We start from the raw sequence: 13,524 nt of genomic DNA on the forward strand, positions 1-13,524 counted from the left end.
CGCTGGCCTCGTCTCCGACCGCAACACCACCGGCTGACACAAACCCCCAGCTCAGGCCCTCACGCCTCCAATGCAATCACGCACCAGCTCGTAAGTATCAGGTTGGAAAAGGCTCACTGTCGCTGTTGGACAACCGGAGTGGGACTTGGTCACTGTGGAGGTTCACTGCCGACGGTTCGGGCACGGACTCTCGCACTACCAAGCGTTCGCCGACACCTATGGTTGGGACGTCGTGCGTTGGCCTGGGTACGGCACGCTGACTAGAATTCGGGAACTTCGCGTGATCACGACAAACGCCCGGAAGGCTCATCACACCCCAGGCAGCGTGGCAGAGGTCAAGCACCGTATCCAAGGCCTCCGCCAGGAGGACCGCCATCTCCGCTGGCAAATTCTGTGACATGGCTTTGTAGGTGACGAGGAAACAGCGCTTCTCGACGGGTTCGGGAGGCGCCTGCCTGCCCACGCCGGCAGGCGGAGATGTCGATGAACGCGGGCGGCTCTCGCCGATGGGTATGCGGCTGATTGCTGACGCCGTGGCTGAATTGGGCCGGGCCGAGGGCAAGGATGCCGACATCGGGGTCAGGCTGCGGGGGCGGAAGAGCTCCGAAATCGTCTGCCGAACCTCAATGCGCCCTGCCTTCCGTACACGTCGACACCATGGTTGCTGCAAGCGTGCAGTCGCTTCCCGAGCCGTTTGAGAAGCGACTGCACAACTGCTGACATCCTCGGCCACGACATCCGCATCGGACGGCGCGGCACGCGGCCCGGACTCGGGTTCGGCGGAGGTTGCGTGCCCAAGGACCTTGGCGGCTTCATCACCCGCGCCGACGAGCTCGACGCCGACGAGGACGTCGGCATGGCCTGCGAAGCCGGCGCGGTCAAACTCGGGCACCGCGGGCCGGACGGAGAACTGCCAGGCGGCAGCAGCCGTCGGCGCGGTGTCGACCCCGGTGCTCCTGGTCGTGCTCGTCGTCGGTCCGGTGCCCAGTAGGCGGCGACCCTGATTCGGGCCCCGGCCGGGCCGGCGCCGCCGGGCCGTGCGGGAACCCCCACCAAAATTCGAACGCCTGAGTGAATATGTGGATGACGTCCTTGCGTTTCCCCGACGACCTGATCGATCTCAGGCGCCGGCAGATCCGCATCTACAACGAGCTCGCCTTGCGGCCTGCCGTTGGGGCGGCCGAGCTGCGCCGGGAACTGATCCGGCTGTCCTGCCTGATCAGCGCTTATTCGTGCTGGGCGGAGCACGGCTGGAGCATGGCGGGCCGGGTCGAGCTGGTGCGGGCAGCCCGGAGCGGACCGGACGGGGTACGGGAACTGGTCATGCACTGGAATGGCGAGGAATTCGTCGTCATCGGGCCCGAGGCATCCGAGGCAGGGCCGTGAGAGGGCGAGAGTCCCCGCCCGTCGCCGAAGCTCTTCAGCTGTCCTTGGCGAGGGCGTCAACGAGCTGATCACGGGTCATGCTGGAACGCCCTTTGACGCCGGCCTTGGTGGCCTTCTCGTACAGATCGGCCTTGGTCAGCGACCGCAGCGACCCGGCGCCCGAGACCCCGGTGCGCTTCTTCGCGGCAGGCTTCTTCCCACGCCCGGCCTTCCCGGAAGCGCCGGCCTTCTCACCAGTGTCCTTCGGGCTGCGGGCCCCCTCGACGCGGCCGCGCAGGGCCTCCAGCAGGTCGACCACACTGGTCGGCTGCGCAGCCGGCTCGGCCTTCTCAACTGCCTCGCCTGCGGCTTTGGCCTCGATCAGCGCCTCGACCTTCTCCTGGAAGGTGTCGTGGAAGTCTTCCGGATTCCAGTCGGCGGTGAGGGCATCGATGAGCTGGTGGGCCATCTTCACCTCGGCGGCGGTCGGCTCCGCCTTGCCCGGCAGGTCGGGGACCTCCTCGTGGGGGTCGCGGATTTCGTCCGCCCAGTGCAGGGAATGCAGGGTCAGCAGGTCGTCCTCGGCCTTCAGAGCGACGAGGTACTGGCGCCCGCGCATCACGAAGGTCGCGATCCCTGCTTTGTTCGACTCCTCCAGGGCCCGCTGGAGCAGGGCATACACCTTGCCGTACTGCTCGCCCCGCGGCCCGAGGTAGTACGTCTTGTCGAAGAAGACCGATTCCACCGCGTCGAGATCGACGAACTCGGACACCTTCAGGGCCTTGGACCGGCCCGGCGCGATGCCGTTGAGTTCCTCGGGCTCGACGATCACGTACTCGCTGCTGGTGTCGTAGCCCTTGACGATGACGGCCGCGGCCCCGATCGTGGCCCCGGTACCGATGGTGACGGGGTGACGGGCCCAGTCCTTGAGGCTTTTGCGCTGCCCGTCGGGGGTGGTGGCCCGCGGGGCCGGATCCTCCAGGACGAGCGTGCCGGGGCAGATCATCGCCCCGTCGCCCACGTCCGCACCGAACACGTTGGAGTAGTTCCCGATCTTCACGCGGTCGCCGATGGTGCTGCCTGAGCCTCTTGTGTCAGCCGGTTACTGGTGTCACATCGCCGTTGGGGCCGCAGCGGACCGTCCAGGGGTTCTGGGAGCGGATGTGGTTCTCGTGGATGCGAATGTCGATCTGTGTGGGGGGGTTGTTGCCGGGGACGTTGGCGTGGGCGGCGGTGCAGGCGATCTGGCTGACCGCTGTGACGTCGAGGTCACCGGTGCTGACTTTTTGGGGGACGAGGACATCGACGGCTCCGTCGGCCGTGGTGGCGGTGAGTTGGCTGGCCATCGGCGTTACTTGGCTGATCAGGCCGCGTTGGCGTTCGGCGGGGGTGGGGCCCTCCAGGAGGAGGTCGAGGGCTTGCTGGGGGCTGAGTGGTCGGTCCGTGGGGCGTGAGACGGCGCGGATGCCGGTGGGGCCGACGAAGTAGAGGCGTACGAAGCGGGCTTCGGTTCCGGGTTGCTGGATGCCGGAGGCCGGGGGGCCGGCGTGCACGGGGTTGGTGGGGCCGATCGCGCAGCCGGCGGCTGTGGCGATGAGCAAGGTGGACAGAGTCAGGGTCCCGAGGGCGGCTGCCGTAGTGCGGGAGGTGCGTCGGGACCGGGACGGGAGGCGGGTCATCGTTGTTCCTGCGGGTCGGCCGGGGGCAGGGTGAGAGTGAAGACGGCACCACCGTGGGGGGCGTTTGCCGCGGTCAGGGTTCCGCCGTGCAGGTGGGCGTTCTCGTAGGCGATGGCCAGGCCAAGGCCACTGCCTTCGGAGCGAGTGCGTGCCGTGTCGGCTTTGTAGAAGCGTTCGAAGATGTGCGGGAGTACGTCGTCGGGGATGCCGGGGCCGTGATCGGTGACGGTGATGACCGCGTGGTCGTCCTCTGCGCGGGCGGAGACGGTGACCGGTGGGAGGCCGTGGCGCAGCGCGTTGCCGATGAGGTTGGCCAGGATGACGTCGATGCGGCGGGGGTCGGCGCGTACCGGTACCGGGGCGGGGATGTCGGCGGTGACGCGTTCGTCGTCGGCCCAGCCGCGCAGTTGGAGGGTCTTGGTCACGATGGTGCGCAGGTCCAGCTCCTCGGCGTGCAGCGGGGCGGCCTTGGCGTCGAAGCGGGAGACCTCCATCAGGTCTTCGACCATGCGGGCGAGGGTGCGGGTCTCCTCGCAGATGAGTTGGACGGCGTCGGCGGTGTCGGGGGGCAGGATGCCGGAGGTGGCGTCCTCGTCGAGAACCTCGGTGACGGCGGTCATGGCTGCGAGGGGGGTGCGCAGTTCATGGGCGACATCGGCGGCGAAGCGGCGTGCTCCGGCTTCCATGCGGCGCAGTTCGGCGTCGTCCTTTTGCAGGGTTTCGGCCATGGTGTTGAAGGAGCGGGTCAGATCGGTCAGTTCGTCGTGGCCCTCGGTGCCGAGGCGGGTGTCCAGTTCGCCGGCGGTGATGCGTTCGGCGCCGCTGCGCAGGCGTCGTACGGGGCGCAGGACGCTGCGGGCGGCGAAGAAGGCGGGGATGAGGGCGAGGGCAAGCGCGGGGATGGCCCCGGCTTCGGCGGCGGTGACCAGGGCGGAGATGTCGGCCTGGTCGGCGTCGAGGGGCAAGGCGACGTACACGGTTAGCCCGGAGAGCTTGTCCGCGCTCGCGGGCCGTTCGGGCTCCGCGGCGTAGGCGACGGGCATGCCGACGGCCAGCCAGGGGCGGCCATCGCGTTCGATGCGCTGGTACGTCGCCTGGCCGCTTGCCTGGACAGCTTCGCGGAGCTCTTTGGGCACGGAGGGTGCGGGGGAAGCCGGGACCGGTGTGCCGCCTTGGTAGGAGGCGGAGGAGTGCCAGGTGCGGGAGCCTCCGGCCCGGTCGAGTTGGAGGGACAGGCCGCGCAGGTCCTCGGCGCGGGGTGGGAAGGTCAGGCCAGGGGCGAGGGAGTCGAGCTGGATGCGCAGGTCGGCGACGGCGGTGTTCTGAGTGCGTTCCAGGACGGAGGAGCGGGCCTGGTGGAAGGTGAGGCCCGCGGTGAGCAGTGCGCCGAAGGCGACGGCCAGCAGCACGGCGACTACGATCCGTGCCCGCAGCCCCCTGAGGAAGCGGATTTTGAGGTTCATCAGAGGGGGCCGAAGCGGTAGCCGAAGCCGCGTACCGTCTGGACGTACTCCGGCTTGCGCGGATCGTCCTCGGTCTTGGCGCGCAGCCGCATCACGCAGGCGTCGACGAGACGGACGTCGCCGTAGAAGGAGTGCTCCCAGACCTGTTCCAGGAGCTGGTGGCGGGAGTAGACCTGACCGGGTGTGGCGGTGAGGAACAGCAGCAGCTTGAGTTCGGAGGGAGCCAGGGTCAGCTCCGTGCCGTGCTTGGCCACGACCAGGCTGGTGCGGTCCACGGTGAGGTCGCCATGGTGCTCTGCCCCCGTGGGCGTGGCCGCGGGGCTGTCCTGGGCGGGGGCGACCCGGCGCAGGACGGCTTTCATCCGGGCTTCGATGATCTCCCCGCTGGCGGGTTTGGTGATGTAGTCGTCGGCACCTGCTTCCAGGCCGACGACCATGTCGATCTCGTCACCGCGGGCAGAGAGGATGATGATCGGGATCTGTTTGCTCTCCCGGATCCGGCGGCACACCTCCAGGCCGCTCATCCCTGGCAGCATCAGGTCGAGCAGCACCAGGTCGGGCCGGTAGCGTTCCAGGGTGAGGAGTCCCGTCTCCCCGCTTGCCGCGACTTCTACTTCATGGCCACGGCGCTTCAGCGCGAGGGTGACGCCCCTTTGTACGGCGGGGTCGTCTTCGACGAGCAGGACTCGTGCCATCGGTGGTGCTCTCTTCTCCGGCTGCGCGGCATGGGGGTCTTCTCTGACAAGGGTGCTGGAAGCGTATGATGCCCGGTTCCGCATTCCTTGACGAAACGGTGACGGTCGGCCGTTCGCGGTACGGCGGGCGGTTCCGTCGGGCGCATGAGCAACGACACGAACAACACCCGAGGCAGCAACGGCAGGCGCGTCGGCACCCTACGGCGGGCGGTGGCCACCGCCGCGGCTCTGGCTCTGACCGGAACGGCCGCCTTCGCGGCTCTGGCGGAGAGAGGTGCCGGTCAGCCCGCCGGGGCCGCCGGGGCCGCCGGGACCGCCGGGACCGCCGGGGCCGCCGGGGGCAAGACGGCTGGGGCAAGCACGACGATCGACCCCGCGCTGCCCGTACCGACCGTGGACATGGCCATCGTCCGGGAGTCCGAGGACGACGGGAAGTCGGTGAACCTCACCCTCGACGACGGTCCGGACCCGCGCTGGACTCAGAAGGCCCTGGAGCTGCTGAAGCGGTACAAAGCCAAGGCCGTCTTCTGTCTGACCGGCCCCAATGCCGCCGCCCATCCCGACCTCGTCAGGCGGATCGTCGCCGAGGGGCACCGGCTGTGCGATCACTCGGTCAGCCACGATGTCGCCATGGACAAGAAGCCGGTGTCCTACCAGGAGAAGGAGATCCTCGACGCCAAGCGCATGATCGACGAGGCATCCGGTGGCGAACGGATCTGGTACTACCGGGCCCCGGGCGGCGCCTTCACGGCGCAGAGCCGTCAGATCGCGGCAGCCCACGGGATGCGGAACCTCGGCTGGAACGTCGACCCCGGCGACTTCCGGCAGCCCGGTGCGGACACGATCGTCCGCACCGTGAAGGACCAGCTCTCCACGGGGCCGACGGTTCTCCTCCACGACGGCGGCGGGAACCGCGCCCAGACGATGGAAGCGCTGGAACGGCTTCTCCTCTGGTTCGTCGAAGAGCGCTACGTCTTCAGCTTCCCGAAGGCCGGATGACCGTACTGCTCGCCCTGTATAGCGGTCCTTCTTCCGGCATGTGACGGAACGATGATGGCCCGCCCAGGCGGCCTCCTCGCGGGTTCTGCTGGAGACATGAACAGCAAGAACACGCCCTTCCCTCTTCTTCAGCGACCCGCCCGCCGTGCCGCGGGACTCGTCCTCGCCGCCACGACGGCCGCACTCGCTCTCACCGCCTGCCAAGCTTCCGGCAACGGCAACGGCAACGGCAACGGCTCCGACACCGCCGCCGACCGCAGCACTGCCACGGCCGGTGACCAGCAGACGCCCGACGGCCGGAAGAACGCCACGAAGCCGCACCGGCTGCTGTGGATGGGCGACTCCATCGGCGAGGTTCAGGCACCGCCCCTCGGCGCGGCGATGAAGGCCGGCCACGTGGAGTTCAAGTCGATCGCCGCCGCAGGGGGCGGCGGTGTCGTCGGGGAGATCGCGCAGCCCACCTGGGAGAGGCTCCCGAAAGAGCTGAAGTCCTTCAAACCGGACGTCGTCGCCTACCAGATCACCACCTACGACTGGGGTACCCCCGGCGAACAACGCGGGGCCTACGAACGTCTGGCCAAGACGGTCAACGATGCGGGCGCCGAACTTCTCATCGTGTCCGCGCCCCCTTTCAAGGTGGACGACTTCTACAAGTCACACGAGGCCGCGATCAAGACCGCGCCGAAGTCCGCCAAGGAGGTCGCGGACATGCACCCGAACACGGTCCGTTTCCTCGACGCCTCCGCCCTGTGGGGCACCGACAACACGGCTGCCACGGCACAGCGCGGCAAGGACGGCATCCACTCCTGCCAGCAGGGCTCGGCCGCTTTCACCAAATGGTTCGGCGAACAGCTGAACAAGCAGTACGGCTTCACCCCGGCCGCCGTGGACCAGTGGGCCACCGGGTCGTGGACCGGCGACAAGGTCTACGCCCAGCTCAGCTGCAAGTAGTCCACCACCGGACAGCGATCGTCCTGCCGGAACGCATACCGGCCGGAAGGCAGCCCGGGTTCAGTGCCCGGTCCGCCTCGACCTCCTTGGTGCTGGGCCCGAAACGGGCCGGCTCGCTCATCTCGTTGGAGACCCATGCCCACCCCGACGAAACCCGTGCGCACCCATCGCCGCCCCTGCACGAAGGCCGTCCCCGCACCGTCCGACAAGCGGCACATCGCACCCTTGGACGGTCTGCGTGGCCTGGCCGTCCTGGGTGTGCTGTTCTTCCACGCAGGCCACTTCGGCGGCGGCTTCCTCGGCGTCGACCTGTTCTTCGTCCTCTCCGGTTTCCTGATCACGGGCCTCCTGCTGAAGGAGACACAGGCGCGGGGCGGCCGCATCGACCTCCTCGCCTTCTGGGGGCGGCGCGCACGGCGCCTGCTGCCGGCGCTCGCCGTCACGATCGCGGGCACCCTGTTCCTCGTCTGGGCCCTCGGTCCATCACCCCTGCTCCGCTACGCCCTCGACGACGCGCCCTGGGTGACGGCAAACCTCGCCAACTGGCACTTCATCGCCGACCAGGTCGGATACTGGAAAGCGGCCGACACCCGGATCTTCGGCCACCTGTGGAGCATCGCGGTCGAGGAACAGTTCTACCTGGTCTGGCCCCTGGCCATCGGCCTGCTGGCCCGCGGGCGCAACGGTGGCCGACGTGTCGCCGTCGTGGCCGTGACCGGAGCCGCCGTCTCACTGGTCCTCATGATCGTGTTCACCGTCCCGGGCGACACCACCCGCGTCTATGAGGGCGCCGACACCCGAGCCTTCTCGCTCCTTCTCGGCTCCCTCATGGCCACACCACCGGCCACCCTCCTCCTGGCCCGCGTCGGCGAACGGGCCGCAGCCTGGGGGAGTCTGGCCCTGGCATGCGGGATCGGGGCGTACTGGGCCCTGGCCGACGGGCAGAAGGACCTCTCCCTCTTCCAGGGCGGACTCTTCCTCCACGCCTTGGCCACCGCCCTGCTCATCGCCTGCCTCGCCCAAGCACCCCGCACTACCGTAGGCCGCGTCTTCGCCGCGCCTCCCCTGCGCTGGTGCGGCCTGGTCTCCTACAGCCTCTATCTGTGGCACTGGCCCATCTACCTGCTCCTGAACGAGGAACGCCTCGGCATGACGGGTTGGAGCCGTACGGCCGTCATCCTCGCCGTCTCCCTCGCGGCTGCATGGCTCTCCAAGGTCCTGATCGAGGACCCGATCCGCTTCCGGGCCCGCTGGGCGAAGGGCCGCACAGGAGCCGCCGCTCTGCTGGCCACCTTCGCCGTACTGGCAGCCCTATGGACTCTCATCCCCGAGCCGCAGACCGGGGCCGGCACCGTCGACGTCACCCAACTCGTCTCCGGCCGGAGCCCCACCCCGGACCGGGGCCGTGAAGGGGCCGTTCGTCAAGCCGTAGCGCCGTGATCAGCCCTCAACAGCCCCCGAAGAGCCGGAGCCTTCTGAATATCGGCGCGACCGGCAAGCGGCCGACGCCGAGAAGTTCCCGACAAGTCAAGGAGATCCACGTGTCCAAAAGGTCACCTCGGAGCTGACGATGCCCGGTGGGCCGGGCGGCGGCAAGCCCAGCGCAGAGCTCAACTTCAGGTAGCCGTTGGTGCCGATGGGTCTATCAGGAATCAGGCTCTGTCCCGTAGTCGGTGGTGACGGTGCGTTCTCCTTGTTGCAGGAGGATGCGGTGAGGAGGAGGTCGAATCCTGCTCGGCCGTGCATCTGCCGCATGATCTTCTTGGTTCGGGTATTGACGCCTTCTGTCCGGCCGTTGTGGTGGGGCAGGGTGAGGCCGGCGTTCACGGCGGCGCGGTCGAGTTCGAGTTCGAGGCCGTTGCAGAAGCTGTGCAGGTGGGGCAGGCCAGCGGTGCGGACCGTGGCGACCCACTGGGTGAGCTTGTCGTCGTTGGCCTGGGCCGTGGCCAGGAGCGCAGCGAACTCGGCGGTGAGCCGGGCGAGTGCGGTCATCTCCGGGCACGCTGCGGTGAGGAGGCCGAGCAGGTCGGTGTCTCTGGTCCACCGGTGCTCGGGGTGGGTGGGTGAGCAGGAGCCGGGCGAGGCGGCGGGGGGCGTCACAGGGCGGTCGCCTTCGGCGCGGCCCTGATTGGGGGTAGCGGACCAGCAGGTTGGCGCTGCCGGTATAGCCCAGTTCCCTGATCTCGTGCAGGAGGTGCGCGACGGGAACAGCCGGGTTGTCGGACCGGCGCCGGCGAGGGAGTCCACGGCGATGCCTGCGGTCCTGGCCTTGCGGAGCGGAAGACGCAGCGGCCTGTGCGCGCCCGCTGTGGGAGTACACGTCGACCCGCCCCGGCCAGCGTCAGCTGCACCTACCCCAAGCCGTAGCCCCGTAGGGCACGGCAAACGACTAACGGGGCCGGAGAGAGGATCCTCTTTCCGGCCCCCGCGGCACGACCCGGCCGTGCGTCGCTAGGAGCGCGGGTCAGTAAACAACTCCTGGAATGCCGCGCCTCGTGGTGGAGTGGGGCTGTCGGGCGCTGCTGTTGAAAAGGCGTGGCTGCCCGTCAGTCGTGATGCGAAGATGCGCATCTTGATCCAAATCTGCGTCCCGGAGGTCCGCATGGACATCGCCCCGCTGCTGCCGATGACCACGCCCCGGTTGTCGCTGCGTCTGTTCACTCCCGGCGACGCCGACGACCTGTACGCCTACCAGAGCCTGCCGAGCGTGGCGCGCTACTTGTACCGGCCGGCGCACACGCGGGAGCGCAGCGAGCAGGTTGCGTCCGAGCGCGCGGCGCACTCGGTTTGGTGCGCCGACGGGGACAAGCTGGCGCTTGCTGTGTGCCGACGCGATGAGCCCGGCGTCCTTGGCGAGGTGACGCTTACCCTGGCCAATGCCCGCGCCGCCCAGGCCGAGATCGGCTGGACTCTCGACCCACGTCACCAGGGGCACGGCTATGCGACCGAGGCGGCCGTGGCGTTGGCCGGGTTTGCCTTCGACAGGCTGGGCGTGCACCGGCTCTACGCGCGGCTGGATGTGGAGAACACCGGGTCTGTGCGGGTCTGTGAGCGCCTCGGGATGCGTCGGGAGGCGCACCTGGTCGAGAACGACCTCGACGGGGATCGCTGGGGCAGCGAGTACATCTACGCGGCGCTGGCCGCGGACATTGGCGGGCAATCAGGCAGTTGAGCCCGACGTCGCCTCCTGTTCATGATCTTCTGTAAGGAAGAATCCTGGTAAGTCTGGTGGGGATGGCCTGTTCGAGGTGGATACGGCGGCGGTGGTGGAGCCGCAGACCGCGCCGACGGTGCCGGTGAAGAAGACGTTCCGGGTGTTCGTCCCCGATCAGATGATGTTGCTGCCGCCGTCGCTGGACGAGTGGTTGCCGCAGGACCATCTGGCGCGGTTCGCCGCCGAGTTGGTCGACGAGGTCCTGGACCCGGCCCCGATCCTGGCGGCCTACACCGAGAAGCGCGGGGTTCCCGCCGTATGACCCGCGTCTGATGGTCCGGCTGCTGATCTACGGCTACACAACCGGGGTGCGCTCGTCGCGGGCGATCGAGCGCAGGTGCGTGGACGATGTGGCGTTCCGCTACCTGGCCGCCGGGGCCGGCCCGGATCATCGGTCGATATCCAGGTTCCGGGCCCGGCACCTGGACGCCCTGGCCGGGATCTTCACCCAGTCGCTGCACCTGGCGCAGAGGCTGGGCGTGGTGAAGATGGGGAGGGTGGCGTTGGACGGTACGAAGCTTGAGGCCAATGCCTCAAAGCACAAGGCGATGAGCTACGCCCGCTTGGTCGACAAGGAGCAGCACGTCGAGGCGGAGATTGCAGAACTCGAAGCCGCTGCGGCCGCGCTGCTGGCCGACGCGGCCGCCGTCGACGCCGCCGAGGATGAGAAGTTCGGCCGCGGTGGCAAGGACACCGATCTGCCTGGCGAGCTGGACCGGCGGGAGAAGCGCCTGGCGAAGAAGCAGGCCGCTCGCGCGCAGATCGAGGCCGAGGCCGCCGAGCGGGCCCGGCGCCACGCCGAGGACAAGGAACGCCGACGCCAGGGGCGGTCCGGTGCCGGCGACAATCCCGACGCCGTGCAGGCCGCCGGAGACAAGGCCGCCGAGGTTACGCGGCCGATGGACAAGGCGCAGGCCAACTTCACCGACCCGGACTCCCGGATCATGAAGAACAGCGACGGGGCCTACATCCAGGCCTACAACGCCCAGGCCGTCGTGGACGGCGCGCACCAGATCATCACCGCTGCCGATGTGACGACGAACCCCTCGGACGTGCTGAACTACACCATGATGCTCGACCAGTCCGCCGCGAACACCGGTACCCATCCCAAGCAGGCGCTGGTCGACGCAGGATACTGCTCCGAGGCGACCCTCGCGGCCGCGGCCGACCGCAAGGAAGAACACGGCACCGACACGTTCATGGCCACCGGTCGTCTGACCCACGACGAGCAGGTCGGCGCCGCACCGCGCGGACGCATCCCACAGGACGCCACGGCCCGTGAGCGCATGGCCCGCAAGCTGCGGACCAAACCCGGCCGCGCCGCCTGCAGCCGCCGCAAAGCCATCGTCGAACGCGTATTCGGCCAGATTATGACCTGCCAGGATGGCCGTGAACTGCTGCTGCGCGATGAGAACGGGGCCCGTGGCGAGTGGCGACTCCTGGCGGCCTGCCGCAACCTCCGCAAGATCTTCCGGCACGCCGGAAACGCCGGGCTGGCCGCCGCCCGAGCCTGACGGCCCGGCCGGAGCCCCCTGAACAACGGCCCACCGAGCCCACCACTGCGGCACCAGGCCCGAACAAACGGCGGCGACCGGCCATCAGCCGATCCACAGCCGCTTGTCGGCTGGGCCACTACCGACCCACGCTCCTAGCTAGTCGCCCAGGTTCTCCGGGTGTGTGAGCGCGGTCACCGCGGCGGGCAGGCGCCTCTCAAGGACTGCGTCTCGTGGCAGGGACAGCCCGAAGTGCTCTTCCAGCACCGCCAGGGTCGCCCGCACCGAATCGAAGTCCTCCGGCCGTTCAGACAACACAGGATCATCGATGAGGCCGGCCGCCTCGAACGCCGGGGCCAGGAACGTCATGTCACCGTCGGGTATCTCGCCGATGCTGAAGTGACCCACGGTGGTCCCGTCGCGGTAGTACCAGGCCTCCGACGGAGGTTCGTAGCCCTTCGGCGTCAGATGCAGCACCTCCACCCCGCCCGCAGATAGGCCGGGCTTGCCCCACCAGCCAGCCGAGGGGCAGATCGGCTCCAACGCGAATGACCACCCGCCGCACTCACCGAAACGCGCTACGCGGGCGCACCCGTCAGTGCCGGTCATTCCGATCGCCTCCGTGGCGGTGATCCGGTCCAGCGACATTCCCGGGGCGGCCCCGAGGCGGATAACCAGCTCTCCCGGGCTGATGCCGCGGGCGAAGGTCACATTCAGATCCTGTGCGTGCCAAACGTCGGCCAGCCAAGTGATCCCGTCCGTACTCTCAAGATCGTTAGGGTCGGTCATGGCTCCGAACCTAAGGGAAGGAACAGGTCCGACGAGCAGGCCGCCACCGCCGCCCGCCTCCAGCACCAGCAGCGCACCGGCCTGGGCACGAGCAGTAACGAACCAGACAGCAACTCGGCGTAGTGCTTCTCCTCGAACTCGACCGGACTGAGGTACTTCTGGATGCGCCGGGAGTTATAGAAGCCGTTCAGGCTCCTACCACTGGCGGCGCAGCTGGGCGCACTCCGCAGTGATCTGGGCGAGGAGGCCGGTGTCGTCGGCGGGCGCGGGACGTTGCAAGCGGTGCAGCAGGTCCCGGTGCAGGCGCAGCGCGTCATCGCTGCCGGTGGCGGCCAGGACAGCTGACCACAGGGGACTGCCTGGGAGGGTCTTGTTCTCCGCTGTCTCCAGCAGTGTCAGTTTGTCCTGGTGGGTGAGGCGGCTCAGCTCATGCTGCCCGGCCTTGTCTCCCATCTCGCGCCAGGTGGTGACCCGCTCCTCACGGGCCGCCTTCTTCAGCGCCCCCATGACGAACGGCGCCAGGTAACCGAGCCTCTCGGCGCGTTTTTGCTGTGCCTGGCGCTCCGCTGCCTCCTCTTGTTCACGCTGCACGGCCAACGCCCGCTCCGCCCGCTCCCGTCGGGCGGCCTCGTTGCGCTCACGCTGCTCCGCCAGCTGCTGCTCCCTCTGCTCGCGCCATTCCTTTTCCTAGGACCCTGCTGTAGCCGGATTCCTCGGCTGCGTCGACCTTGAGCCTGCGGACGGCCGCGGGTAGGGCTTCGCGTTGGATGAGGTGGTGGCGGGCGGGCGGGTGCGGGGCGGCGGGGCTCTTGAAGGTGGCGGCTTCCAGGGCCCGAGGGGCCAGGCGTCCGCGCGCTCTGCCCGCCGGTTATCCGC

At 68.8% G+C, this 13,524-nt stretch carries 12 protein-coding genes and 2 pseudogenes; 7 read left to right on the forward strand and 7 right to left on the reverse strand.

What is annotated here, in order from left to right:
* The first annotated feature begins 694 nt into the window (after nt 1-694).
* Entirely contained in the window at nt 695-991 is a 297-nt protein-coding gene (locus tag ACFVT1_RS40500; RefSeq protein ID WP_389805680.1) for a hypothetical protein, read from the forward strand.
* Between the two features lie 92 nt (nt 992-1,083).
* Complete coding sequence (locus ACFVT1_RS40505; protein WP_389805683.1) at nt 1,084-1,386, forward strand: hypothetical protein; 303 nt, start codon at nt 1,084-1,086, stop codon at nt 1,384-1,386.
* A gap of 34 nt (nt 1,387-1,420) precedes the next feature.
* Here the strand turns inward: ACFVT1_RS40505 and ACFVT1_RS40510 are convergent, their stop codons facing one another.
* From ACFVT1_RS40510 to ACFVT1_RS40525, 4 genes are read right to left on the reverse strand one after another with little or no spacing between them, the layout of a single operon-like run.
* Nucleotides 1,421-2,425, reverse strand: coding sequence for a Ku protein (locus tag ACFVT1_RS40510; RefSeq protein ID WP_389805686.1), 1,005 nt, complete (start codon nt 2,423-2,425; stop codon nt 1,421-1,423).
* A 34-nt stretch (nt 2,426-2,459) separates the two neighbouring features.
* Complete coding sequence (locus ACFVT1_RS40515; protein ID WP_389805689.1) at nt 2,460-3,044, reverse strand: hypothetical protein; 585 nt, start codon at nt 3,042-3,044, stop codon at nt 2,460-2,462.
* Nucleotides 3,041-4,507, reverse strand: coding sequence for an ATP-binding protein (locus tag ACFVT1_RS40520; protein ID WP_389805692.1), 1,467 nt, complete (start codon nt 4,505-4,507; stop codon nt 3,041-3,043). Before ACFVT1_RS40520 ends, ACFVT1_RS40515 begins: the two co-directional genes overlap by 4 nt.
* The gene (locus tag ACFVT1_RS40525) at nt 4,507-5,202 is read right to left on the reverse strand and encodes a response regulator (RefSeq protein WP_383860825.1); all 696 of its coding nucleotides are present in this window, start codon (nt 5,200-5,202) and stop codon (nt 4,507-4,509) included. Before ACFVT1_RS40525 ends, ACFVT1_RS40520 begins: the two co-directional genes overlap by 1 nt.
* A 144-nt stretch (nt 5,203-5,346) precedes the next feature.
* Between ACFVT1_RS40525 and ACFVT1_RS40530 the strand changes: the two genes are divergently transcribed.
* The 3 genes from ACFVT1_RS40530 to ACFVT1_RS40540 all read left to right on the forward strand — a co-directional run bounded on the left by ACFVT1_RS40530 (nt 5,347) and on the right by ACFVT1_RS40540 (nt 8,592).
* The gene (locus ACFVT1_RS40530; RefSeq protein ID WP_389805695.1) at nt 5,347-6,201 is read left to right on the forward strand and encodes a polysaccharide deacetylase family protein; all 855 of its coding nucleotides are present in this window, start codon (nt 5,347-5,349) and stop codon (nt 6,199-6,201) included.
* Between the two features lie 96 nt (nt 6,202-6,297).
* Nucleotides 6,298-7,152 (forward strand): SGNH/GDSL hydrolase family protein, encoded by an 855-nt coding sequence (locus ACFVT1_RS40535; protein WP_389805697.1) that lies wholly within the window; start codon nt 6,298-6,300, stop codon nt 7,150-7,152.
* Between the two features lie 135 nt (nt 7,153-7,287).
* On the forward strand, nt 7,288-8,592 hold the full coding sequence (locus ACFVT1_RS40540) for an acyltransferase family protein (RefSeq protein ID WP_389805700.1): 1,305 nt from the start codon (nt 7,288-7,290) through the stop codon (nt 8,590-8,592).
* A 205-nt stretch (nt 8,593-8,797) separates the two neighbouring features.
* Here ACFVT1_RS40540 and ACFVT1_RS40545 read toward each other — a convergent pair.
* Nucleotides 8,798-9,388: pseudogene (locus ACFVT1_RS40545) on the reverse strand (transposase); the annotation flags it as partial.
* Nucleotides 9,389-9,754: 366 nt separating this feature from the next.
* Here ACFVT1_RS40545 and ACFVT1_RS40550 point away from each other — a divergent pair.
* A complete protein-coding gene (locus ACFVT1_RS40550; RefSeq protein ID WP_389805703.1) occupies nt 9,755-10,324 on the forward strand; it encodes a GNAT family N-acetyltransferase in 570 nt (189 codons plus the stop codon).
* A 76-nt stretch (nt 10,325-10,400) separates the two neighbouring features.
* Nucleotides 10,401-11,880 (forward strand): annotated as a pseudogene (locus ACFVT1_RS40555) (IS1182 family transposase).
* 138 nt (nt 11,881-12,018) lie between these two features.
* Here ACFVT1_RS40555 and ACFVT1_RS40560 read toward each other — a convergent pair.
* The gene (locus ACFVT1_RS40560; protein WP_389805706.1) at nt 12,019-12,648 is read right to left on the reverse strand and encodes a hypothetical protein; all 630 of its coding nucleotides are present in this window, start codon (nt 12,646-12,648) and stop codon (nt 12,019-12,021) included.
* A gap of 195 nt (nt 12,649-12,843) precedes the next feature.
* A complete protein-coding gene (locus ACFVT1_RS40565) occupies nt 12,844-13,239 on the reverse strand; it encodes a hypothetical protein (RefSeq protein ID WP_389805708.1) in 396 nt (131 codons plus the stop codon).
* Nucleotides 13,240-13,524 lie beyond the last annotated feature (285 nt).

This window comes from Streptomyces sp. NPDC057963, assembly GCF_042887155.1.
Classification (GTDB): Bacteria; Actinomycetota; Actinomycetes; order Streptomycetales; family Streptomycetaceae; genus Streptomyces.